Below are 20,117 nucleotides of genomic sequence, written 5' to 3'. Positions count from 1 at the left end.
AGCAAAGCACGTAGTGTTCATGGATTTCTAGGAGGGATTTACGCGTCCTTGTGTGCATATCAACTGATCCATAAAAATAAGCCAACAATTCAAATTATGAAGTCATCGGCTTAAGCAGGATTCGGGTATTTATAGGAACAACAATTTATGAGATTAAACAAACTATAAATACAACAATGTAATTTACCTACTTTTATAGAATAAGAGGTCCAAGAGCATCTTCTACAGACATTATTACTTATATTTCCAAGAGGTAATTCCCGATGGCTAAACCAAATGAAGAACTGAATGAAGAGTTTCCAGAAGAAGAATTAGATCCGCAAGAGAAACAGGATCGAGAGATTCAACGCGGTCAGTTAGGCGTGGATCAAGACCCTCAGGTGAAAAGAGATCAAATACGTCAAAAACATCAGGATGAAGAGGAAGAGAATCCATAATTTATTTTATAGATCTGAAATTGATTTTTTAATCTAATGAGGAAAGTGAACTTATAAAATGATGGTGCGGCCAGCGGGACTCGAACCCACGCCACAGGCTTCGGAGACCTGTACTCTATCCAGTTGAGCTATGGCCGCAGCTTTTTGGAATGCGCACATCATAACAAAAATTCGCATAAGGTAAAGCAACTATCTATAACTTCGTTATTTTTATGCCTATCCTTTATACAGTGTGCCAAAACAGCAACAGAGAATTCCATGTGAATGACTTGGTTTATTCTGCAAGATCACTCACAATATCTCAACTTTTCACCATTTGAGATCTCTATGACTGATGCGCTGACATTAAGGGATTTGTCGAAGACCTATCGAAATGGTTTTCAGGCACTTAAAGGAATTAACTTAACTGTACCTGAAGGTGAATTCTATGCCCTGTTAGGACCTAATGGCGCGGGCAAGTCCACTACTATTGGTATTATCAGTTCATTAACAAGAAAAACCTCTGGAACCGTTGAGATTTTTGGCCACAATCTGGATACCTACCCTTCTGAAGCCAAACAATGTCTAGGTGTGGTGCCCCAAGAATTTAACTTTGCCCAGTTTGAAAAAACCTTTGATATTCTGGTCACTCAAGCCGGTTATTACGGTATTCCTAAAAAAATTGCCCAAGCGCGTGCTGAAGAATATTTAAATAAACTGGGTCTTTGGGAAAAACGCTCTACTCAAGCTCGTATGCTTTCAGGTGGTATGAAACGCCGCTTGATGATTGCCCGTGCGATGATGCATGAACCAAAATTATTGATTCTGGATGAACCGACCGCCGGTGTAGATATCGAATTGCGTCGTTCCATGTGGGATTTTCTTAATGAAATAAACGGTAATGGTACTTCTATTATTTTAACGACTCATTATCTGGAAGAAGCAGAGATGTTGTGTCGTCGGATTGCGATTATCGACCGTGGTGTGATCAAAGAAGATACCACTATGAAGAACTTCCTGAATCAGCTTAATGAAGAATCCTTTATCTTCGATCTGGCTGCGCCTATTGAGCCATTAAATATTGAAATTATTGGTGTGAAATTTAATTTAGTTGATCCAATGACCCTAGAAGTGACACTGGATAAAGCACACCGTATGAATGATCTGTTCCAGTTACTGGAATCACAAAACATTCAGGTACGCAGTATGCGTAACAAGTCAAACCGCTTAGAAGAACTATTTGTGAAAATGGTCGAGAAAAATCTGGATGGAGCTGTACAATGAATATAAATCAGCTCGGCGTCGCCTTATATACCATCGTTCATAAAGAAGTTCGCCGTTTTATGCGGATCTGGCCACAAACTCTGCTGCCACCAGCAATTACCATGAGTCTATATTTCGTGATCTTCGGTAATCTGGTCGGTTCACGTATTGGGGAAATGGGCGGCTATAGTTATATGGAGTTTATTGTCCCTGGTCTGATTATGATGGCGGTGATTACTAATAGTTATGCCAACGTTTCTTCCAGCTTCTTTAGCTCAAAATTTCAGAAAAGTATTGAAGAGCTAATTATGAGCCCTGTACCTTTACATGCCATTTTATGGGGCTATGTATTGGGTGGTGTAATTCGTGGTCTGTTTGTTGCCATTATTGTCAGTGCCATGAGCCTGTTTTTTGCAGACCTTTATATTACTAACTGGTTTGTGACTATATATACAGTACTCATTACCTCGCTATTATTCTCTCTAGGCGGTTTTATTAATGCTGTCTATGCCAAATCTTTTGATGATATCTCGATCATCCCGACTTTTGTACTTACACCACTGACCTATTTAGGCGGTGTATTTTATGCGATTTCAGCCTTAAGTCCGTTCTGGCAAAATCTCTCTTTAGTTAACCCGATCGTGTATATGGTCAATGCGTTCCGTTTCGGCATTTTAGGTCATAGCGATGTCAATGTTTCCATTTCATTGGTCGTGATTACTTTCTGGTGTGCCGTGCTTTACGGTATTGCTTACTATTTATTGTCTCGTGGTTCAGGAATGCGTGAATAATGAGTGTAGAACATTCTCTCCTTGGTAAAGACACCAACTACCCAACAGAGTATCAGCCCGATATTTTGTTCCCGATTTCTCGTGCGCCTGCCCGTGAAAAATATGCCCATGTTGAAGCTATTCAGCAAGGCAAAGACTGGTGGCATGTTTTTGAAATTTCATGGTTAAATTCTGCTGGCATACCTCAAGTGGCTATTGGTCGAATTACCCTGCCAGCATTTTCCCCAAATCTCATTGAATCAAAGTCTTTAAAGCTCTATTTCAATAGCCTGAACTTTGCCAAGTTTGATTCAAAAGAGGCCTTTATTGCAACTGTAGAAAAGGACCTCTCAAAAGCTGCCGGTGCTGAAATCACACTGGATCTTTTCCATGTTGATGAACTAGAAATTTCCAAGCCTGAAGGTATCTGTATTGATGACCTGACTCCGGAACGCCTGGAAAATCATCCGGACGCTTCTTTATTGTCTTTAGATCAGTACAGCGATGAAAATATCGAAGTACAACTCTATTCACATTTATTAAGAAGTAACTGCCCAGTCACTGGACAACCGGACTGGGGTACAGTATTTATACGCTATCAGGGCAAAAAACCTTGTTATAAGAGTATTTTGGCTTATATTATTTCGTATCGTCAGCACAACGGTTTTCACGAACAATGTGTGGAACAGATGTTTGCCGATATCTGGCAAAATCTGAAACCGGAAAAGCTGATGGTATATGCGACCTATACACGCCGTGGTGGATTGGATATCAACCCTTGTCGTGTATCGGATTCCACATGGATGCCTCGCCCTATTCGTTTAGCGCGACAATAAAAAACATTGAGGTTTAAGAATGCCTTTTTTTGGTTTTATTCCTTCTGCAGAACTATTAAATACAATTCAGACTGCACAGAAAAATAAAAACTCGAGTGAACCGCTTTATCCACTGCGGGATAAAACTGCATTAATGATTAATGATGAAATTATTGATGCAATTCTCACGGAACTGGTACGCCGTTTTCCTGCAAGCGAAAAACGCGATACGGCAGAAAAACTGGCAGGCTATATCAAGTCTACTGTGGCAGTGTTACTGAAACAGTTACTGAGTAAAGCACCAAATGAAGTCGTCAAGGAGTCGATTGCTTTTTCTGAACGCAGCCTGTTTAAAGATCCGGAAGGAAATTTCCGTATTGGTGAATCACTGGATGCCAATCTGGTCACCAATCTAAAACACCATTATGCAGAATTAAAAGCTGGCCAAAGTGTCGATAAGCAGAGTCTCAGCAATCTGTACAAACAGTTTGGTGAAGCGACTGTACGTCATTTCATGGTCGACTTTAATAAAACCTTAGATTTAGGCATGATTAAACGCAAGGCTGCTGATATTGGTGCTTCAGCGGTAATCAAAGCGATTAATATTGCAGCAGATAAAATCATCCTGAATTTAAATAAGGATGAACTTCAGGCAATGGCAGAATATCACGACACCCTATTCTTTACTGAATAAAGCCGCATATTTATTCAAATAATGCAGATTAAGCCTGACTTCGGTCAGGCTTTTTTGTGGCTTAAGAAATAGCTTGTTACAGTTATTGTAAACTAAAATACAAAATGCTGAAAAAACAACCAACCCTTTCCTGTTTTTAAGGGAGTTTATATGACTCCTATTCATCAGAATGTTATCTTTAATATTGCCTCTAATGCCAGAAAATTGAGAAAAGTGAATTGATCTTTTTCATGGCACGATTCAAATGACATAGCCACAAACCTATCAAAAAATTGGAAATCATACCAAGATGTTGAAATCGAATTTTTATAAAAAATTGAAGCAGCTTTCGATCCTTGTCAGTGCATTCGGACTCAGTAGTTTAAGCCTGGCCAACGATTTTCAATATCATCCCTCTTATGCCAGTTTCAAGCAAAACACTATGCAGACCTATGGTCTAAGTGCCCAGCAAGTAGACAGTGCAATGACGGGAGCAAAAAATCTTCCAAATATTATCAATATCATGAATCGTCCAGGTGAAAGTAAGCCTTGGTATGCCTATAAGACCAATTTTCTGTCTGAAGGTACGATTCAACGTGGTGTACGTTTCAAGCAGCAATATGCTGCAACACTAAATCGCGCTGAGCAGCAGTTTGGTGTACCACAATCGATCATTTTGGGTATTTTGGGGGTAGAGACCGGTTTTGGCAGCAACAAGGGTTCATTTGTGACCCGTGATGCACTGGCAACTCTTGGCTTTGGTTATGAACGTCGTGCGCAATACTTCCAGGATGAACTGGCGGCATTGATCGCATGGTCATATAAAGATGGTGTGTCAGCATCCTCGATCGTGGGTTCTTATGCAGGTGCTGTGGGCTATCCGCAGTTTATGCCAAGTAATATTCCAAAGTATGGGGTCGACTATGATGGCAATGGCCATATCGATCTGCGCAATTCTGCGGTAGATGCGATTGGTTCAATTGCAAACTATCTGGCTCAAAATGGCTGGCAACGTGATCAGCCAATTGCCTTCCCTGCCCGTTATAGCGGTTCGAATCCTGATTCTGTCATCGCCAAAGATCTGACTCAGCCAACACCTTATGGAGTAATCAAAACCCAAGGAATCAGTCCGATGAATCCGATTGTTCGTATTGATGATCTTGATATGGTCAATGTCATTCAATTACAAGAAAATTACGGACCGATTTACTATATTACTTATCCGAATTTTCAAGTGATTACCACGTACAATCGTAGTCGTATGTATGCCACTGCATTGTGGCTTTTAGGTACAGAAATTACGAGCCGATAACAGTAAAAATTACTACATACTATTAAAGTCAAGATTTTTATTAAACAAAATGCCTAAATTTTAGGCATTTTTTACGCCTTGTTACAATATTGATTATTTTTTAATCACTCATTGTTTATTTTGCGTACTTTTTTTAACTATTTTAATTAAATACTAGACAGCCAGTTGCCAGCATGAATATTATCCAATTCGTTAAATGTAGTTGCATAAGTTAAATATCAGGCATGTTTATAGGGTTATCAGCTACTTAGGCCCAATCTAATGAAACATGCTGTTAGGAGTTGATTCAATGCATTCTTCTTTTCTGAAGTATTTTATGGCCATTGCCGCGACCGTTACCCTAACGCAATCGCAAGCAGATATGGTTCAGTCGTCATCATTCAATAATGATCATGACAATTCGCGTCTTGCAGCGCGTGTATTAAATAAAGAAGCTCAAAGCTTCAATTCAAATTTCACAAATTTGAACAGCCTTTCAATCACTGAGCGTTCTGGCGATAAAGTTCGTCGTCAAACCATTGCAGCAAAAATTGCAATTCCTGCAGAAGAGCCTTCAGTGATTGAGAAACTGAACAATGTTGCTTCAAACACAGTTCGTAAATTCAGTCAGACAGGTACAGCATCTTGGTATGGTCGTCAGTTCCATGGCCGTAAAACTGCCAGTGGTGAAACATTCGATATGAATGCAATGACTGCTGCACACCGTAGCCTGCCATTAAACTGCTTTATCCGCGTGACTAACAAAAACAATGGTAAGAGTGTGGTTGTGAAGGTGAATGACCGTGGTCCATTCCATGGCAATCGTGTTCTAGATTTATCTTACGGTGCTGCTAAACAGCTTGGTATTACCAATGCTGGTACTGCACATGTCAATATTGAGCGTGTAGATGGGCCAAACTCATAAGATTTGACCGCTCTACATTTAACTCAAAAGCCACAGTCATGTGGCTTTTTTATTTGGTGATGTAGAGCAAGCATTCGAATTGCTTTTATCCTTAATACTGTCGATGTTATTCCATTCAGGTATGAGCCTTCATGAGCTTTTACTCACCCGCTATCGATTTCATTTTGACCATACCTCCAAACTGTTTTATATTTTGAAAATAACAGTACGTTCATGGATGGGAGCGATAGAATGAAAACAATATCCGAATGGTTAGATGAATATAGTGAAAGTCATCAAAACAAAACCAACAAACTGATCCATTGGGTCTGCGTGCCTGCCATCTATTTTTCCATTATTGGCATCATGGCACACTTTAGTGCTTTACTGACTGCCCTGCTCCTGGTTCTGGCTTTTGTGTTTTATGCACGTTTAGACATCGTACTAGCTGTAGCAATGGCAGTACTAACGCTGATGATGGCCTGGTTCATCTGGGTTTTACCTGTAGGTATCGGCTTCTTTATGGCCCTGTTTGTTTTTGCCTGGATTGGGCAATTTTATGGACATAAAGTCGAAGGTAAAAAGCCTTCTTTCTTCAAAGACCTTCAATTCCTTCTCATTGGCCCGTTATGGTGCATGGATGCCTATTTAGGCAAAGTCCTACCTAAATGGAAATCTCGTCAATCTGAGGCAATACAGTGCGCTTAAAGCGTATGTAATATCATTACATTTATAAAATCAAGGAAAATTCCCTTATTGATAGGTTTTTCCTTGGTGTTTTAACCAACCGCTGATGTGCTTATTGGATGGATCATGATGGGTCCAATGAATCACCCCGCCTTTTTCGCTATATTCATACTCACCAAAAAACACAACCTGATCCCCTTTTTGAATATTCTGGATGCGTGGTGCCAGATCAATATTGTGCGCAACCAATACAGTTTGACCAGTGGATAACTCCAGAATAAATTTCTGATGGCGGGAACCTTCATTATCATCTTTTAATAACGCTACCACCTTACCACTCGCCTGAACCTGAAGATCACTTTGTCTTTGCTGGTAAGCTTGCTTTATGCGCTGGGTATCATCAGAAAGCTTATGCGTACTTTTTTGAACATGAGTCTGCTCTTGAATCGCAACTTCTGCTGAAGGTACAAAAGTATTGGCCTGTTGTTTAGATTCTGCTAAATCCAGACCTAAATAAGCAGCCACCAAAAGTGCAATGACAGCCCCGATCCCCATATCGGTTTTATTTGCCATAATTCCTCCTTGATCATTCTTTATTTAGTCATAAAAAAAGCCCCATTCGGGGCTTTTTTCTAATTCGTTACCGAATTATTTTGCAGCAGCCTGAGCAGCAGCAACTTCTTCAGCGAAAGAAAGCTCAGCTTTTTTCTCGATACCTTCACCCACTTCGAAACGAACGAAGTTAGCAACAGTAGTACCAGTCGCTTTAAGAACTTCAGCAACTTTCTTGTCGTTGTCGATTACGTATTGTTGACGCTCAAGAACAACTTCGTTCAGGTATTTCTCAACAGAACCTACAACCATTTTCTCAACGATGTTTGCTGGTTTGCCAGATTCAAGTGCTTTTGCTTCAGCGATTTCTTTTTCTTTCGCGATAAGGTCAGCAGGCACTTGTTCAGCGTTTACAGCAACCGGGTTGAATGCAGCAATGTGCATTGCCAAGCCTTTACCAGTTTCAGCATCACCTGAGTAAGATACAACAACACCGATACGAAGACCGTGTTTGTAAACAGCAAGGTTTTCACCTTCAACAATTTTCGCACGACGTACTTGGATGTTTTCACCGATTTTTTGAACTAGCGCAATACGAGCTTCTTCTACAGTAGCGCCATCTTCAAGTTTAAGTTCAGCGATTTTAGCAGCATCAGTTTCGTTTGCAGCAAGTGCAGCAGCAGCAACTTTCGCAGAGAAACCAGCAAAGTTTTCGTCTTTAGCAACGAAGTCAGTTTGGCAGTTTACTTCTAGAAGGATTGCTTTGTTGCCTTCTTGAGCAATTGTGATCGCGCCGTCAGCAGCAATGTTACCAGCTTTTTTAGCTGCTTTTGCTTGACCAGATTTACGAAGGTTGTCGATCGCTAATTCGATGTCACCACCAGCTTCTGTCAAAGCTTTTTTACATTCCATCATTGCTAGACCAGTACGATCACGCAGTTCTTTAACCATGCTTGCTGTAACTGCAGTCATGTTTATCTCCTAAATTCGGTAGAAAATGAATTCTTTTTAGAACAGAAACGGCCCAGAGGATTCTCATGGGCCGCCTGCATACATAACGCTTACTTTGCCACCATCACGTGTCGCAAAAATGACAAGCTAGCGTCTAACGCATTAAGCCTCAGAAGCAGGAGCTTCTTCTGCTTTAGCTTGTGCATTTGCTTGTGATTGAGCATATTCTTTACCAGCAAGAATCGCATCAGCCATAGCAGAAGCATAAAGTGTTACTGCACGGATCGCATCGTCGTTACCCGGAATAACGTAGTCTACGTTGTCTGGGTTAGAGTTAGTATCAACGATACCGATTACAGGAATACCAAGGTTTTTAGCTTCTTTAATTGCAATCGCTTCGTGATCAACGTCGATTACGAATAATGCGTCAGGTAAACCACCCATGTTTTTAACGCCGCCTAAAGCACGTTCAAGTTTTTCCATCTCACGGCTACGTTCTAAAGCTTCACGTTTAGTAAGTTTAGCGAAAGTACCGTCTTGAGATTGAGTTTGAAGGTCTTTTAAACGGTTGATAGATTGGCGAAGAGTTTTCCAGTTCGTCAACATACCACCTAACCAACGGTGATCTACGTATGGTTGACCAGCGCGTTGAGCTTGTTCACGGATGATTGCAGAAGCAGCACGTTTAGTACCAACGAACAAAACTTTGTTCTTTTTGCTAGCCAATTGGTTAGCGAAGTTCAAAGCATCATTTAACGCAGGAACAGTGTGCTCAAGGTTGATGATGTGAATTTTGTTACGCGCGCCAAAGATGTATTGACGCATTTTTGGGTTCCAGAAACGAGTTTGGTGACCAAAGTGCGCGCCAGCTTGTAGAAGGTCGCGCATGCTTACGTTGTAATCTGCCATTTTCTTTACCTTAAAGTTTGGGTTAGGCCTCCATATATCCGCATTCTCCACCCTTGCGGGCACCCAGAGTAATGTGACGATATATGTGCGGATTTTTAATACACCATTCAATCAGCCTCGCAAATATATTCACGAAAAAGCATTTGATAAAATGGGCGGCTATTTATACCATAGTCACATATAAATTTCCAAAAGTTTTTAGAGATCATGAACACTACTTATCAAGCTCCCCGTCGTTTAATCAAATCCGCTGAAGATATCGAAAAGATGCGTATCGCTGGACGACTGGCTGCAGAAGTGTTGGATATGATCAAACCGCATATCAAACCCGGCGTAACGACACTGGAATTGGATACGATTTGTCATGACTATATTGTAAATGTGCAGAATGCCATTCCTGCATGTTTAGGTTATGGTGCAGCGCCTGGCCGCCCTGCTTTCCAGCATACAATCTGTACATCTGTAAACCATGTGGTCTGTCACGGGATCCCATCTGAAAACAAGATCCTGAAAAAAGGCGATATTTTAAACATTGACGTCACTGTCATCAAAGATGGTTTCCATGGGGATACCAATATGATGTACATCGTGGGTGGTGAAACTTCAATCCTGGCAAACCGTCTGTGCAAAGTCGCTCAAGAAGCCATGTATCGTGGTATGGCTGTGGTGAAACCAGGTGCAACGATTGGTGATATTGGTCATGCGATTCAAAAATATGTTGAATCTGAACGTTTTAGCGTTGTTCGTGAATACTGTGGCCACGGAATCGGTACGACTTTCCATGATGAACCACAGGTGCTGCACTATGGTCAGCCAGATACCGGTATGGTTCTTGAAGAAGGTATGACTTTTACGATTGAACCTATGGTAAATGCCGGTGTTTGGCAAACCAAACTGCTGGGTGATAAATGGACTGTAGTAACTAAAGACCATAAATTATCAGCTCAATATGAGCACACTCTTTTAGTAACAAAAAATGGCATTGAAGTGCTGACTGCTCGTCCTGAAGAAGATTTGTCACGTTTTAGTGCATAACAACAACACTTCCTCATATAAATGGTCACTTTAAAGTGGCCATTTTTAGTTTATATTTCCCCTATTATTCTCATCCTCAAAGCATATTCTTAGTTCCTGTCTATCTAAACTATCTATCGATGTTCAAGATAAGGTTGCACTGATTCAGCATTTTTTTCGTATATTTTTCCAAATTCTTTTGCCCAATGTGCACCATTTTAGGCTAAGATAATGTGCTTTTTATTTTTTAATCCCTATAAGAAGGAATACTGCCGTGGACGTACGTCTCTCTGATCGTGTGAATGCCATCAAACCGTCCCCTACGCTTGCTGTGACAAACAAAGCTGCTGAACTGAAAGCTGCTGGTCACAACGTTATTGGTTTGGGCGCAGGTGAGCCAGATTTTGATACCCCTCAACACATCAAAGATGCAGCAATTGCAGCAATTAACAACGGTTTCACCAAATACACCGCTGTTGATGGTACGCCAGGTCTTAAAAAAGCAATTATTGCTAAATTAAAACGTGACAATAACCTTGATTATCAAGCGAACCAAATCCTGGTTTCTTGTGGTGGTAAACAGTCTTTCTTTAACTTGGCACTTGCTTTGTTAAACAAAGGTGATGAAGTGATCATCCCTGCTCCATTCTGGGTGAGCTATCCAGACATGGTGATCATTGCTGAAGGTACACCAGTAATCGTGAAATGTGGTGAAGAACAACGTTTCAAAATTACTCCTGAGCAATTAGAAGCTGCGATCACTGACAAAACTCGTTTAGTGGTATTAAACAGCCCTTCTAACCCGACTGGCATGATCTATACTAAAGCTGAATTAGAAGCTTTAGCTGCAGTACTACGTAAATACCCAGAAGTATTCATCGCATCTGATGACATGTACGAACCAATCCGTTGGGAAGATGAATTCTACAACATCGCAACTGTTGCCCCAGACCTTTACGACCGCACTATCGTATTAAACGGTGTGTCTAAAGCCTATGCAATGACAGGCTGGCGTATCGGCTATGCAGCAGGTCCTGCTAAACTGATCGGTGCGATGAAAAAAATCCAGTCTCAATCAACTTCTAACCCAACTTCTATTTCACAAGTTGCTGCAGAAGCTGCATTGAATGGTCCTCAAGACGTTCTTGTACCAATGGTTGAAGCGTTTAAACGTCGTCATGACCTAGTTGTGAATGGCTTGAATGACATTAAAGGTATTTCTTGCTTACCTGCTGACGGTGCATTCTATGCATATGCAAACATCAAACCATTGATCCGTGCGAAAGGTCTGAACTCTTGCACAGAATTCTCTGCTTGGTTACTGGAAGAAACTGGTGTTGCAGTCGTTCCTGGTGATGCATTCGGTCTAGGCGGTTTCATGCGTATCTCTTACGCAACTGCTGACGAAGTATTAGTTGATGCACTTGCACGTATCAAAAAAGCTGCTGATTCTATCGAAGGCGTTGATGAAGCGATTGCTTCGATCGAAGCTGAAAAAGCTGCAAAATAATCTAGTTCACTAGATTCAAAAAAACCCGCGTTAATCGCGGGTTTTTTTTATGCAGTTTGTAGATGCTTACGGTATTTAAGTCCCAAGCAAAGCAAACACATCAATGCGGCAAAGGTATAGGAAATAGCCAGCATCCACCAGAAACCACTTATTCCTGAAACATCCAGATTGAGAGTGAAGAGCGACACTGGATGATAAGCCAAATACCAGCCTCCGCCCAATCCGCCTAATAAAAGTACTCCACTAAAAATAAACATGGGGAAGATCACCACTTTCCAGCAGCGCAGCATATTGACGCTAATCACCAGAATCGCATCAAAAATATGCATCCAGCACAATAAGAACATCAATGCCAGACTCACCGCAAGCACATCCTTATTATCACTAAATAGCGTCACAATCGGTTTTTGAAAAATTGCGATCAAGATCGCCAAAACAACTGCGCTTGCGACCACCACACGTAACGCTTTAAAAGTTAAATCCCAGGCAGATTGCACTTGATTTGCACCAATCCTGGTAGAGACCAGAATGCTAAAAGCAGAGCTCATCGAAAATGGCACCATAAACAGCAGGCCAGCCAAACCCATCGCTACTTGATGCGCATTCACCATTATCTCCCCCAAAGGCAAGATCAATAATGCAATCGCACTAATTGTAAAGACATCAATAAATACGACAATTGCTGAGGGTAAGCCGATTCTTAAGATTTTTAGCAAAGTCTTAAAATGGAAGAATTGTCCGGACCAGTGCACACGCAACTGCTTTTCTAGAAATATCAGGTAATACACCACTAATAGTGCCCATTGAACAGTCAGATGAGCAATGAAAGCTCCCTTAACCCCATAGGCAGGTACATAACCCTGAATCCCAAAAATCAGGCAATAGGCCAAACTCACTTTGAATATCAGATAAAAAATATTGGCATAGAACACACGCTTCGCCTCACCACAGGCTTGCGTTAAAATATATAAAATACGTACTAACAAATGTGCTGGAAGCGTCCAAGCCAGTAACCATAAACAAGGTTGAATCAAAGCCTGTAATGCACTATCTGCTTTTAACAGATGTAGCAAAAGATCTGCATGAGTTAATAGCCATCCTGCAAATACAGACAGGACGATGACAATAAGGATGCTCTGTTTCAGAATTTTTTGAATATTATCAAAAGCACGTCGCCCATATGCTTCAGCAAGTTCCTGCATCATACCCTGCAAAATCCCCGTCCCCGAAACAAATAATAAAGAATAAATAGATAAACACACAGCCATAGCAGCCACATGTTGCGGTGAGTAATGAGACAGGAAAATCATGTCAAATATTCCGACCAACATTATGATGCTATTACTCAAAAAAATCGGTACCCAAAGATGCAAAAACTGTTTCATTGCAAAATCACTCTATTCTTAATTCTTTTCTCGGGTTTTATTTTTAAACTGAATTATTTAAAACTGAGATATACAGTGGAAATCACATACAATCCTTGTGCCATAAATCTTTATATTTATTGATTTTTATAGAAAAGTTTAGTTTCTATCTTTAGTTCGCTTATAGAAAATAATAATTTATTGAGCTCAGAAACTATGAGTTTTTTTCGTTCCAATTTAACAATTTAATCAAAAGAAAGAATGATCATGACATGAAAAGCAGGATGCTATTTGAAATACGAACCTGCTAATCAGTATTTTTATTTAATGATATATATGCACTTATATAGTGTTCTTAATTTTAAAAAGATTATTTTCATCAGATAAAATCACCAGACTTGCTCTTCCTTTATCTAATGATATTCATTTCAAGAATCAGGTTGCTGGAACATAGCAATTACCTCAGCTTCTGTCATTTTTTTGGTTTGATTGTTAAATGAATAAAATGCTGGCTGATGATCTATATAAATTTCTAAATTGAAATCCAGATCTTCTGGCAGTTGCTCCAAAGTAAATACATTAATATTGGCAAAGGAATGATCTTTGGTCCGCCAGAAAATAAAAGTACCACAGGCATTGCAAAAACCACGCTCTGCCCATTCAGAAGTACTTGCAACAGATAAATGCTGCTGATCAATAAAGTGAATATTTTCTATATCAATCGACATGAGAGGCCCACTTGTCTGGCGGCGGCACATGGAACAATGACAGGCAGCCACTTCATGATTTCTAAGCTGCACTTCAAATCGAGTCGCACCGCATAAACATCTCGCTTTAATGACTATTCTTCCTCGGTATTATTATTTTTAATCATTTTACCGGATTCATTATAAGTAAAAGGCTTTGTACATTTCCTCATACAATTTTTTATTGCTGATCGAAGCACCATCTGCCTAAACTTGTCATTCAAATCCAGTATTTAAAATAATAAGGACAAGCTATGGATCTCAAGAATCTTTCAGGTTTGCAGATTATGCAAGAGATGCTTAAGGGCAATCTGTCTATGCCTTCTATGGCAACCACCATTCCCATGTCTGCTGGCGAAGTCGAACCGGGACATGTGACCTTTTTTGTAAAAGCTGATGAACGCCATCTGAATCCTATGGGAGGTGTACATGGCGGTTTTGCTGCAACTGTTTTAGATACGGTAACAGGCTGCGCGATTCATACTTTACTTGAAGCCGGTGTCGGTTATGGCACAATTAATCTGAATGTAAAAATGTGCCGTCCAATTCCTCACAACCAAGAACTAAAAGCGATCGGAAAATCAATTAATCTCAGTAAAAACCTAGGTATTTCCGAAGGTCAAATTCTGGATGACGAAGGTCGTATTTATGCCCATGCCACAGCAACCTGTATGATTTTTCGCAATTCCGACCATTAACGTGTTTAAGGCTTAAAGTACGCCCCATTTCCCTTGCGGTGCTTTTACCAGCTTCGGCTGAGTCAAAGCCCGATATTCAAAATAATGCTTAGAAACATTCGATACACTCAGCACCTGAGTTTCTTTAGCAGAAGCCTGCCACACTTTAGACTGGTTCGACCCAGTCAGAAGATTGCCAGTAAGCGCATAAATATAAAGTTCTTTTTGCCGAGTTTCAGGCGTGTTCAGAAAGATCTCAAAGCTAAATTGGCGTTCTTGTTCGACCAGCCACTTTTCTGCAAACCATAATTGCAGCAAGTCACCCAGATACAATTGTTTGGTCGCTAAGGGCCATAAACGGATTTCTGCACCAGCCACAGGGGTAAAGTATTGAGCTGAATCTTGAATAATATCGAGATAATGATCTTGATAAAAAGACAGTTGAGAGAAGATTTGAGGGATAGTGAGCGTATTCATTCGCTTTCTCCGGTTTAGCCATTTTTGTGCTGGCAAGTAGGTTTAAATCCACACTGTTTGACCATTTGGTCAAACGACTTTATGTTTTCAATCTAGCAAGTGAAATTTGTTCTGACAAGCATTTTTTAAGAATTTAATGCAATCGTTTAAATTAAAATCAGATAAGTACAATTTGTAATAAATATGACAGTTTTTGCTTGACCCTTTGCAAAATCTCTCTATAATCGCATTCAGATTCTCCCATAGCTCAGTCGGTAGAGCGACGGACTGTTAATCCGCAGGTCCCTGGTTCGAGCCCAGGTGGGAGAGCCAAATTCAAGAAAGCCCAAGCATTTAAGACTTGGGCTTTTTTATTGCCTGAAATTTCATTTATAAAATGATTCGATTCTTCTTTTCTCTTATATATTCTTACTCTGCCCTTTTATTTACCTAGTTAGATTGGCTTATATTCTCGTTTAATCAAATGTGCTGTTATAAGCCGTTATTCTAAAATTGACGACAGCTTTTGCTATCTTGCACTTCAAGTTTTTCCTTCTAATCAAATTATAAAATGCTTAGGCTATTTTAAATCCTTTCAATAGATAAATAAGCTAGGTAGCGAATCTTATATTTATAAAAAAATCCCCCGATTTGGAGGATCTTTTTTGATGTCTTAATTGAGTAGCTTTTTAAGCTGCTTTTGCAGGCACACCACTGTGGAAACGGAACATTTCATCTGGACTAAGAATCAGATTCTTTTCTACTTCACGGATATGCTCAATTCGGCTTTGAATATCTTCTTGTGGATTTTTCAGTTTTGCAGTTTTAGCCACATCTAAAGCTAAGGCCAAGTAGTCCTCAAAATGGCGAGATTCAGATTTAAGCAAATAACGGTAGTAACGTCCTAGCTCATCATCCACCAGCGGCGCAAGCGCATAGAATCGCTCACAAGAACGTGCTTCTACAAAAGCACCAATCACCAGCACATCAATCAGCGCCTCTGGCTCATAGGTACGGATTTCTTTGCGTAAGCCACCTGCATAACGTCCTGCACTGAGTCCAATCCATTGCTGGCCACGCTTATTCATGAATTCCAGCACCTGCTCATAGTGCAGCATTTCTTCCCGTACCAGTTGCGCCAGTTTCACCTGTAAATCTACAAAGAAGCTATAGCGGAACATCAGGTTCATTGCTGTACTGGCTGCTTTCTTCTCACAGTTGGCATGATCCTGCATCAGAATTTCCAGATTCTGTAATGCCTCATCGAGCCAGGCTTTTGGTGTTTCACAACCTAAGAAGCCAATGACAGGCTTCATCAGTTCATCATAATCAATATTTGACATATATCTTTTGCAATCTTAACGCGCAGCTTTAATTGCAGCCTTCATTTGTTGTACAGCTTGCGCCAGTCCAACAAAAACTGCATCTGCAATAATCGAGTGACCAATATTTAATTCATGAATTTGAGGAATCGCAGCAATTGGAGTGACATTATCCAGGTTCAGACCGTGACCTGCATTGACCACCAGACCTTTAGAAGACGCATACTCTGCCCCTTTGATAATGCGATCCAGCTCAACTTGCTGTGCTTCTGGCGTGTCAGCATCGGCATAAGCACCTGTATGAAGCTCAATTGTAGGTGCGCCACAAGCGACTGCCGCATCAATCTGGGCAATGTCTGCATCAATAAATAGCGACACGTCACAGCCAATCGCAGACAGTTCCTGGGTGGCTTTTTTCACATCTTCAAAATGACCAACGACATCCAGACCACCTTCAGTCGTCACTTCCTGACGCTTTTCTGGTACAAAGCAGACATGCTGCGGCTGGATTTCTTTAGCAATCGCCACCATTTCATCAGTTACGGCCATTTCCAGGTTCATATGGGTAGTTAATACCGGACGCATACGACGTACATCTTCATCCTGAATATGTCGACGGTCTTCGCGCAAATGCAGGGTAATTCCCTCTGCACCGGCCTGCTCACAGATCAATGCAGCATTGACTGGGTCTGGGTACGTCGTACCACGTGCTTGTCTTAAAGTTGCGACATGGTCAATATTGACACCAAGTAATGCAGCCATACTATTTTCCTAACTACGATTGAGATTGAGAATTTTGGATCCACAATTGTCGACTTTTCAGTGGTCGGTCACCGAGCAAAGCAGTGATCACCTGTCGATATAGCTTCGTCAGTAATTGTAACTGTTCTGGATTAAAATCCCTACCATTTTCATAGTGCTGCATTGTTAAAATCTGCTGGCCCGACATGGTTGAACGTAAGGCTTTAGCCGAAGGCATAAAACCTTCATTCAACTGAAAATAGTAATGTTGCACGGGATTGATTTGTGCCTGATTAGCATCGACTGAAAAATCCAGTTCATAGCCCAGTTCTTCTAATAAGATATGTTCAAACTGACGCAGAACCTGTTTTAAATAAGTATTGGGATTTTCCTGATCGGAGAGTTTTTGCAAGGCATTCAACGTTTCGCCATATTTGGCAAAGGTCAGCGGCATTTGCACTTCAAGCGGACATAAACGCAACAGGATTTCATTCAGATAAAAGCCAGAAAAGAAGGCATCACCGAAAAAAAAGATCGGCTGATTAACAATTTCTAATTTGGTGAAGTTTTTCAGTTCAGATTTGCCTGAAGCTAACAAGCTGATGGGTTGATATTGGGGTGGAGGATTTTGTCTCAGTATCCCGTCGATACGGCCATATTCCTGGGTAAATAAATGCACAATATGACTGCGATCGCGATATTTACGATGATGAATCAGGTATCCATGCAGCACTTCATTACGCATAGGCTGCTTCTTTAATCTTTATTCTTTTTTGATTTTTTCTCGTCTTCTTCGTTATCCCCATCAGGAATGGCGGCACCCACAACAGCCACGGTCCCTTTGACCGCGTACTTTGTGGTTTTATAGGCAACTTTGGCAGGAACGGTCACTACTTTATGAATACAGCCTTGCAAGAATAAAACACATGCAACAACTGCCAGAAATTTCATCATGATCCGTTCCTATCCAATTTAAATGTCGCTATAACCTAGACTTTTCAATGCCCGCTCATCATCAGACCAGCCGCCTTTGACTTTCACCCAAAGCGTTAGCATGATTTTCTGCTCGAACATTTTTTCCATGTCGACACGAGCATCCATACCGATTTTTTTCAGCTTGGAGCCTTTTTCACCAATCACAATGGCTTTTTGGCCAGCACGATCAACGAAAATGGTGGCATCAATATAAGTACATGCCGGCTTCATACGACCTGTTTTTTCGTTCAGGGTCGGCTCTTCAGTTTTGAAAGATTCGATCTGAACAGTTAAATCGTATGGCAGTTCTTCACCTAACTGACGCATGATTTTTTCACGGATAATTTCAGAGGCCAGGAAACGCTCTGAACGATCGGTAAGCTGATCCAGTGAATATAGCGGCGGCTGGAATGGCAGATACTTGGCAATCGTATCGCGTAAGTGTTCGAGGTTGGCACCACGAAGTGCAGACACCGGTACGATTTCAGCAAAGTTCATCAGTTTGGCACGTTCACGAATCAGCGGTAAGGCCTCATTCTTGTTCTCGAACGTGTCCAGCTTGTTGATCACCAGAATGACTGGCATATCCGCATTTTTTAATTTCTCCAGAACAAGCTCATCGTTCTGGGTCCATTTTTGTGCATCAACTACAAACAGCACCAAGTTCACGTCACGCAATGCAGAGTGCGCAGCTCGGTTCATCATTTTATTGATGGCACGCACTTCTTTTTTATGCATCCCCGGTGTATCAACAAATACCGCCTGAGACTTTTCACGTGAATCAATCCCTACGATTTTATGACGTGTGGTTTGTGGTTTACGTGAAGTAATTGAAAGTTTCTGGCCCAGTAAGTGGTTCATCAAGGTTGATTTACCCACGTTTGGACGTCCGACAATCGCCACGAAACCGCTACGATAATCAGAAGGAATTTCAGTACCCTGTGCACTGAAAAATTGACTAATCAAGTCATTGCTGTCGCTTTGCGACTCGTGATCAGCATCAATGTGATCGGAATGAGTAGTCATTAAGACTTATGCTCCAAATGTTTTAAAATATCTGCCGCAACCGCCTGTTCAGCGAATCGTCGGCTTGAACCTTCACCGGCCATGACCGGCAAGCCTTCTACCTGGCATTCCACTTTGAAATGCTGGTTCGGGGCATCACCCTGAATATCTACAACCTCGTAAACTGGGAGAGGTTTTTTACGTGCTTGTAAATATTCCTGTAGGCGTGATTTAGGGTCTTTCAGCTGGTCAGTTGGCTCTATATTGTCTAAATACGGCTCGTACCATTTTAGCACAATTGCCTGTAATACAGTGAGATCACCGCAATCCACATAGATCGCACCAATGATGGCTTCGACCGTATCCGCAAGTATAGACTCACGATGATGACCACCCGATTTCAGCTCACCCGTACTGAGAATCAGGTTCTGACTCAATTTTAGATCATTGGCAATTTTCCCTAGCGCTTCCTGTCGGACAAGAGTCGCACGCATACGCGTCAGACGGCCCTCATTTTCCTGCGGGTAAGCAGTAAAGAGATAATTGGCTATGATCATTCCTAAAAGAGAATCGCCTAGAAATTCTAGGCGTTCATAGTTGTGTTTATGACTGACTGAACGATGGGTCAATGCCAGTTTTAACAGATCAGCTTGTTTAAACTGATAGCCGATCCGTTTGGCAAGACGCTCATCATTTAGTTTTGACTGTGCTTTGATCAAAATCTTTCTCAAACTTCATCACTAAATCGATATTCAATATAAAATTCTTGCGAATTTCATAATTCTTGTGCACCTGTAAACCATCAGTGTTGGTTACTTTGGCAATTTCATCAAATTTCAGATCGCGAATATTGTTCATTTCTAAACGCTGACCCATCTGTTGACGAAATTTTTCTGGCGCAATATTTGCCGGAGAACTCTTTAAAAGTTCCTCAATCTGATTGTCCACCATACGATCATCAAAGTATGGCCCCCACACTGCAATCGCCACTTTGGCAAGAAAAGCAAACCCCACGATTGCAAATAAAATTCCAATATACGAAGCACCTTGTTGATGTTTCATTTTTTATTTTCCTG

At 41.0% G+C, this 20,117-nt stretch carries 24 protein-coding genes, 2 tRNA genes and 1 pseudogene; 13 read left to right on the top strand and 14 right to left on the bottom strand.

What is annotated here, in order from left to right; translation table 11 throughout:
- Positions 1-114, top strand: a pseudogene (locus tag FTU46_RS04845) (IS982 family transposase); the annotation flags it as partial.
- A gap of 149 nt (positions 115-263) precedes the next feature.
- Positions 264-437 carry a hypothetical protein gene (locus tag FTU46_RS04840; RefSeq protein ID WP_180015291.1) on the top strand — a complete coding sequence of 58 codons (174 nt, stop codon included), beginning with the start codon at positions 264-266 and terminating at the stop codon, positions 435-437.
- Between the two features lie 62 nt (positions 438-499).
- Here the strand turns inward: FTU46_RS04840 and FTU46_RS04835 are convergent.
- Positions 500-575, bottom strand: a tRNA-Arg gene (locus tag FTU46_RS04835).
- A gap of 189 nt (positions 576-764) precedes the next feature.
- Between FTU46_RS04835 and FTU46_RS04830 the strand changes: the two genes are divergently transcribed.
- The 7 genes from FTU46_RS04830 (at position 765) to FTU46_RS04800 (ending at position 6,840) form a co-directional block, all read left to right on the top strand.
- Positions 765-1,700, top strand: a complete 936-nt coding sequence (locus FTU46_RS04830) for an ABC transporter ATP-binding protein (RefSeq protein WP_180104452.1) — start codon at positions 765-767, stop codon at positions 1,698-1,700.
- Positions 1,697-2,470 (top strand): ABC transporter permease, encoded by a 774-nt coding sequence (locus tag FTU46_RS04825; RefSeq protein ID WP_004784472.1) that lies wholly within the window; start codon positions 1,697-1,699, stop codon positions 2,468-2,470. Before FTU46_RS04830 ends, FTU46_RS04825 begins: the two co-directional genes overlap by 4 nt.
- Positions 2,470-3,285 carry an NADPH-dependent 7-cyano-7-deazaguanine reductase QueF gene (queF, locus tag FTU46_RS04820; protein WP_180104451.1) on the top strand — a complete coding sequence of 272 codons (816 nt, stop codon included), beginning with the start codon at positions 2,470-2,472 and terminating at the stop codon, positions 3,283-3,285. Before FTU46_RS04825 ends, queF begins: the two co-directional genes overlap by 1 nt.
- Positions 3,286-3,304: 19 nt before the next feature.
- Positions 3,305-3,958: a hypothetical protein gene (locus FTU46_RS04815; protein WP_180002837.1), complete on the top strand. Its 654-nt coding sequence runs from the start codon at positions 3,305-3,307 to the stop codon at positions 3,956-3,958.
- A 289-nt stretch (positions 3,959-4,247) separates the two neighbouring features.
- Entirely contained in the window at positions 4,248-5,249 is a 1,002-nt protein-coding gene (gene mltB, locus FTU46_RS04810; RefSeq protein WP_159124080.1) for a lytic murein transglycosylase B, read from the top strand.
- Positions 5,250-5,538: 289 nt separating this feature from the next.
- The gene (locus FTU46_RS04805; RefSeq protein ID WP_004784482.1) at positions 5,539-6,153 is read left to right on the top strand and encodes a septal ring lytic transglycosylase RlpA family protein; all 615 of its coding nucleotides are present in this window, start codon (positions 5,539-5,541) and stop codon (positions 6,151-6,153) included.
- A 231-nt stretch (positions 6,154-6,384) separates the two neighbouring features.
- Positions 6,385-6,840 (top strand): DUF962 domain-containing protein, encoded by a 456-nt coding sequence (locus FTU46_RS04800; RefSeq protein ID WP_180104450.1) that lies wholly within the window; start codon positions 6,385-6,387, stop codon positions 6,838-6,840.
- Positions 6,841-6,885: 45 nt separating this feature from the next.
- Here the strand turns inward: FTU46_RS04800 and FTU46_RS04795 are convergent, their stop codons facing one another.
- From FTU46_RS04795 to rpsB, 3 genes are all read right to left on the bottom strand, one after another.
- A complete protein-coding gene (locus tag FTU46_RS04795; protein ID WP_180104449.1) occupies positions 6,886-7,392 on the bottom strand; it encodes a DUF3465 domain-containing protein in 507 nt (168 codons plus the stop codon).
- A 75-nt stretch (positions 7,393-7,467) separates the two neighbouring features.
- Positions 7,468-8,343, bottom strand: coding sequence for a translation elongation factor Ts (gene tsf, locus FTU46_RS04790; RefSeq protein WP_004784491.1), 876 nt, complete (start codon positions 8,341-8,343; stop codon positions 7,468-7,470).
- Between the two features lie 141 nt (positions 8,344-8,484).
- Complete coding sequence (gene rpsB, locus FTU46_RS04785) at positions 8,485-9,231, bottom strand: 30S ribosomal protein S2 (RefSeq protein ID WP_004784492.1); 747 nt, start codon at positions 9,229-9,231, stop codon at positions 8,485-8,487.
- A gap of 207 nt (positions 9,232-9,438) precedes the next feature.
- On the opposite strand from rpsB, the gene map reads away from it, so the two are divergent.
- Together map and FTU46_RS04775 are read left to right on the top strand one after the other, a co-directional pair.
- Positions 9,439-10,266, top strand: coding sequence for a type I methionyl aminopeptidase (gene map, locus FTU46_RS04780; protein ID WP_004784494.1), 828 nt, complete (start codon positions 9,439-9,441; stop codon positions 10,264-10,266).
- Between the two features lie 253 nt (positions 10,267-10,519).
- Complete coding sequence (locus FTU46_RS04775; protein WP_005236666.1) at positions 10,520-11,755, top strand: pyridoxal phosphate-dependent aminotransferase; 1,236 nt, start codon at positions 10,520-10,522, stop codon at positions 11,753-11,755.
- Positions 11,756-11,802: 47 nt separating this feature from the next.
- Here FTU46_RS04775 and FTU46_RS04770 read toward each other — a convergent pair whose 3' ends face one another.
- Positions 11,803-13,140: an MATE family efflux transporter gene (locus FTU46_RS04770; protein ID WP_180104448.1), complete on the bottom strand. Its 1,338-nt coding sequence runs from the start codon at positions 13,138-13,140 to the stop codon at positions 11,803-11,805.
- A gap of 407 nt (positions 13,141-13,547) precedes the next feature.
- Entirely contained in the window at positions 13,548-13,958 is a 411-nt protein-coding gene (locus FTU46_RS04765; RefSeq protein WP_159124076.1) for a GFA family protein, read from the bottom strand.
- Between the two features lie 161 nt (positions 13,959-14,119).
- Here FTU46_RS04765 and FTU46_RS04760 point away from each other — a divergent pair, with 161 nt between their 5' ends.
- Complete coding sequence (locus FTU46_RS04760; protein WP_180104447.1) at positions 14,120-14,563, top strand: PaaI family thioesterase; 444 nt, start codon at positions 14,120-14,122, stop codon at positions 14,561-14,563.
- A 12-nt stretch (positions 14,564-14,575) separates the two neighbouring features.
- Here the strand turns inward: FTU46_RS04760 and FTU46_RS04755 are convergent, their stop codons facing one another.
- Positions 14,576-15,019: a hypothetical protein gene (locus FTU46_RS04755; protein ID WP_166138302.1), complete on the bottom strand. Its 444-nt coding sequence runs from the start codon at positions 15,017-15,019 to the stop codon at positions 14,576-14,578.
- Positions 15,020-15,255: 236 nt separating this feature from the next.
- On the opposite strand from FTU46_RS04755, the gene FTU46_RS04750 reads away from it, so the two are divergent.
- Positions 15,256-15,331: transfer RNA gene (locus FTU46_RS04750), tRNA-Asn, on the top strand.
- Positions 15,332-15,687: 356 nt separating this feature from the next.
- On the opposite strand, the gene FTU46_RS04745 is transcribed toward FTU46_RS04750, so the two are convergent.
- From FTU46_RS04745 to FTU46_RS04715, 7 genes are read right to left on the bottom strand one after another with little or no spacing between them, the layout of a single operon-like run.
- Positions 15,688-16,341, bottom strand: a complete 654-nt coding sequence (locus FTU46_RS04745; RefSeq protein WP_179992703.1) for a tRNA-(ms[2]io[6]A)-hydroxylase — start codon at positions 16,339-16,341, stop codon at positions 15,688-15,690.
- A gap of 15 nt (positions 16,342-16,356) precedes the next feature.
- On the bottom strand, positions 16,357-17,082 hold the full coding sequence (pdxJ, locus tag FTU46_RS04740; RefSeq protein WP_180104446.1) for a pyridoxine 5'-phosphate synthase: 726 nt from the start codon (positions 17,080-17,082) through the stop codon (positions 16,357-16,359).
- Positions 17,083-17,095: 13 nt separating this feature from the next.
- Positions 17,096-17,806, bottom strand: coding sequence for a DNA repair protein RecO (locus tag FTU46_RS04735; RefSeq protein ID WP_034171228.1), 711 nt, complete (start codon positions 17,804-17,806; stop codon positions 17,096-17,098).
- An 11-nt stretch (positions 17,807-17,817) separates the two neighbouring features.
- On the bottom strand, positions 17,818-18,015 hold the full coding sequence (locus FTU46_RS04730) for an NF038104 family lipoprotein (protein WP_180104445.1): 198 nt from the start codon (positions 18,013-18,015) through the stop codon (positions 17,818-17,820).
- 18 nt (positions 18,016-18,033) lie between these two features.
- Positions 18,034-19,062 carry a GTPase Era gene (gene era, locus FTU46_RS04725; protein ID WP_004784513.1) on the bottom strand — a complete coding sequence of 343 codons (1,029 nt, stop codon included), beginning with the start codon at positions 19,060-19,062 and terminating at the stop codon, positions 18,034-18,036.
- Positions 19,062-19,760 carry a ribonuclease III gene (gene rnc / locus FTU46_RS04720; RefSeq protein WP_004784515.1) on the bottom strand — a complete coding sequence of 233 codons (699 nt, stop codon included), beginning with the start codon at positions 19,758-19,760 and terminating at the stop codon, positions 19,062-19,064. Before rnc ends, era begins: the two co-directional genes overlap by 1 nt.
- Complete coding sequence (locus FTU46_RS04715) at positions 19,732-20,103, bottom strand: DUF4845 domain-containing protein (RefSeq protein ID WP_034703931.1); 372 nt, start codon at positions 20,101-20,103, stop codon at positions 19,732-19,734. The genes rnc and FTU46_RS04715 overlap by 29 nt, the downstream gene beginning before the upstream one ends.
- Between the last annotated feature and the right edge of the window lie 14 nt (positions 20,104-20,117).

Origin of the sequence: Acinetobacter sp. YH12108, from assembly GCF_013419055.1 — a bacterium.
Lineage (GTDB): Bacteria > Pseudomonadota > Gammaproteobacteria > Pseudomonadales > Moraxellaceae > Acinetobacter.
The sequence above is the reverse complement of the archived record's forward strand: the minus strand, read 5'-3'. Positions and strand labels throughout refer to the sequence as shown.

Excerpts from the sequence above, each read along its gene's own strand:
- pdxJ (WP_180104446.1), bottom strand. The coding sequence starts at position 17,082 with ATGGCTGCATTACTTGGTGTCAATATTGACCATGTCGCAACTTTAAGA.
- FTU46_RS04730 (WP_180104445.1), bottom strand. The coding sequence starts at position 18,015 with ATGATGAAATTTCTGGCAGTTGTTGCATGTGTTTTATTCTTGCAAGGC.
- FTU46_RS04745 (WP_179992703.1), bottom strand. The coding sequence starts at position 16,341 with ATGTCAAATATTGATTATGATGAACTGATGAAGCCTGTCATTGGCTTC.
- mltB (WP_159124080.1), top strand. The coding sequence starts at position 4,248 with ATGTTGAAATCGAATTTTTATAAAAAATTGAAGCAGCTTTCGATCCTT.
- FTU46_RS04795 (WP_180104449.1), bottom strand. The coding sequence starts at position 7,392 with ATGGCAAATAAAACCGATATGGGGATCGGGGCTGTCATTGCACTTTTG.
- queF (WP_180104451.1), top strand. The coding sequence starts at position 2,470 with ATGAGTGTAGAACATTCTCTCCTTGGTAAAGACACCAACTACCCAACA.
- FTU46_RS04825 (WP_004784472.1), top strand. The coding sequence starts at position 1,697 with ATGAATATAAATCAGCTCGGCGTCGCCTTATATACCATCGTTCATAAA.
- FTU46_RS04805 (WP_004784482.1), top strand. The coding sequence starts at position 5,539 with ATGCATTCTTCTTTTCTGAAGTATTTTATGGCCATTGCCGCGACCGTT.
- tsf (WP_004784491.1), bottom strand. The coding sequence starts at position 8,343 with ATGACTGCAGTTACAGCAAGCATGGTTAAAGAACTGCGTGATCGTACT.
- FTU46_RS04800 (WP_180104450.1), top strand. The coding sequence starts at position 6,385 with ATGAAAACAATATCCGAATGGTTAGATGAATATAGTGAAAGTCATCAA.
- FTU46_RS04815 (WP_180002837.1), top strand. The coding sequence starts at position 3,305 with ATGCCTTTTTTTGGTTTTATTCCTTCTGCAGAACTATTAAATACAATT.
- FTU46_RS04735 (WP_034171228.1), bottom strand. The coding sequence starts at position 17,806 with ATGCGTAATGAAGTGCTGCATGGATACCTGATTCATCATCGTAAATAT.
- FTU46_RS04715 (WP_034703931.1), bottom strand. The coding sequence starts at position 20,103 with ATGAAACATCAACAAGGTGCTTCGTATATTGGAATTTTATTTGCAATC.
- era (WP_004784513.1), bottom strand. The coding sequence starts at position 19,062 with ATGACTACTCATTCCGATCACATTGATGCTGATCACGAGTCGCAAAGC.
- FTU46_RS04770 (WP_180104448.1), bottom strand. The coding sequence starts at position 13,140 with ATGAAACAGTTTTTGCATCTTTGGGTACCGATTTTTTTGAGTAATAGC.
- map (WP_004784494.1), top strand. The coding sequence starts at position 9,439 with ATGAACACTACTTATCAAGCTCCCCGTCGTTTAATCAAATCCGCTGAA.
- rpsB (WP_004784492.1), bottom strand. The coding sequence starts at position 9,231 with ATGGCAGATTACAACGTAAGCATGCGCGACCTTCTACAAGCTGGCGCG.
- FTU46_RS04840 (WP_180015291.1), top strand. The coding sequence starts at position 264 with ATGGCTAAACCAAATGAAGAACTGAATGAAGAGTTTCCAGAAGAAGAA.
- FTU46_RS04760 (WP_180104447.1), top strand. The coding sequence starts at position 14,120 with ATGGATCTCAAGAATCTTTCAGGTTTGCAGATTATGCAAGAGATGCTT.
- FTU46_RS04830 (WP_180104452.1), top strand. The coding sequence starts at position 765 with ATGACTGATGCGCTGACATTAAGGGATTTGTCGAAGACCTATCGAAAT.
- FTU46_RS04755 (WP_166138302.1), bottom strand. The coding sequence starts at position 15,019 with ATGAATACGCTCACTATCCCTCAAATCTTCTCTCAACTGTCTTTTTAT.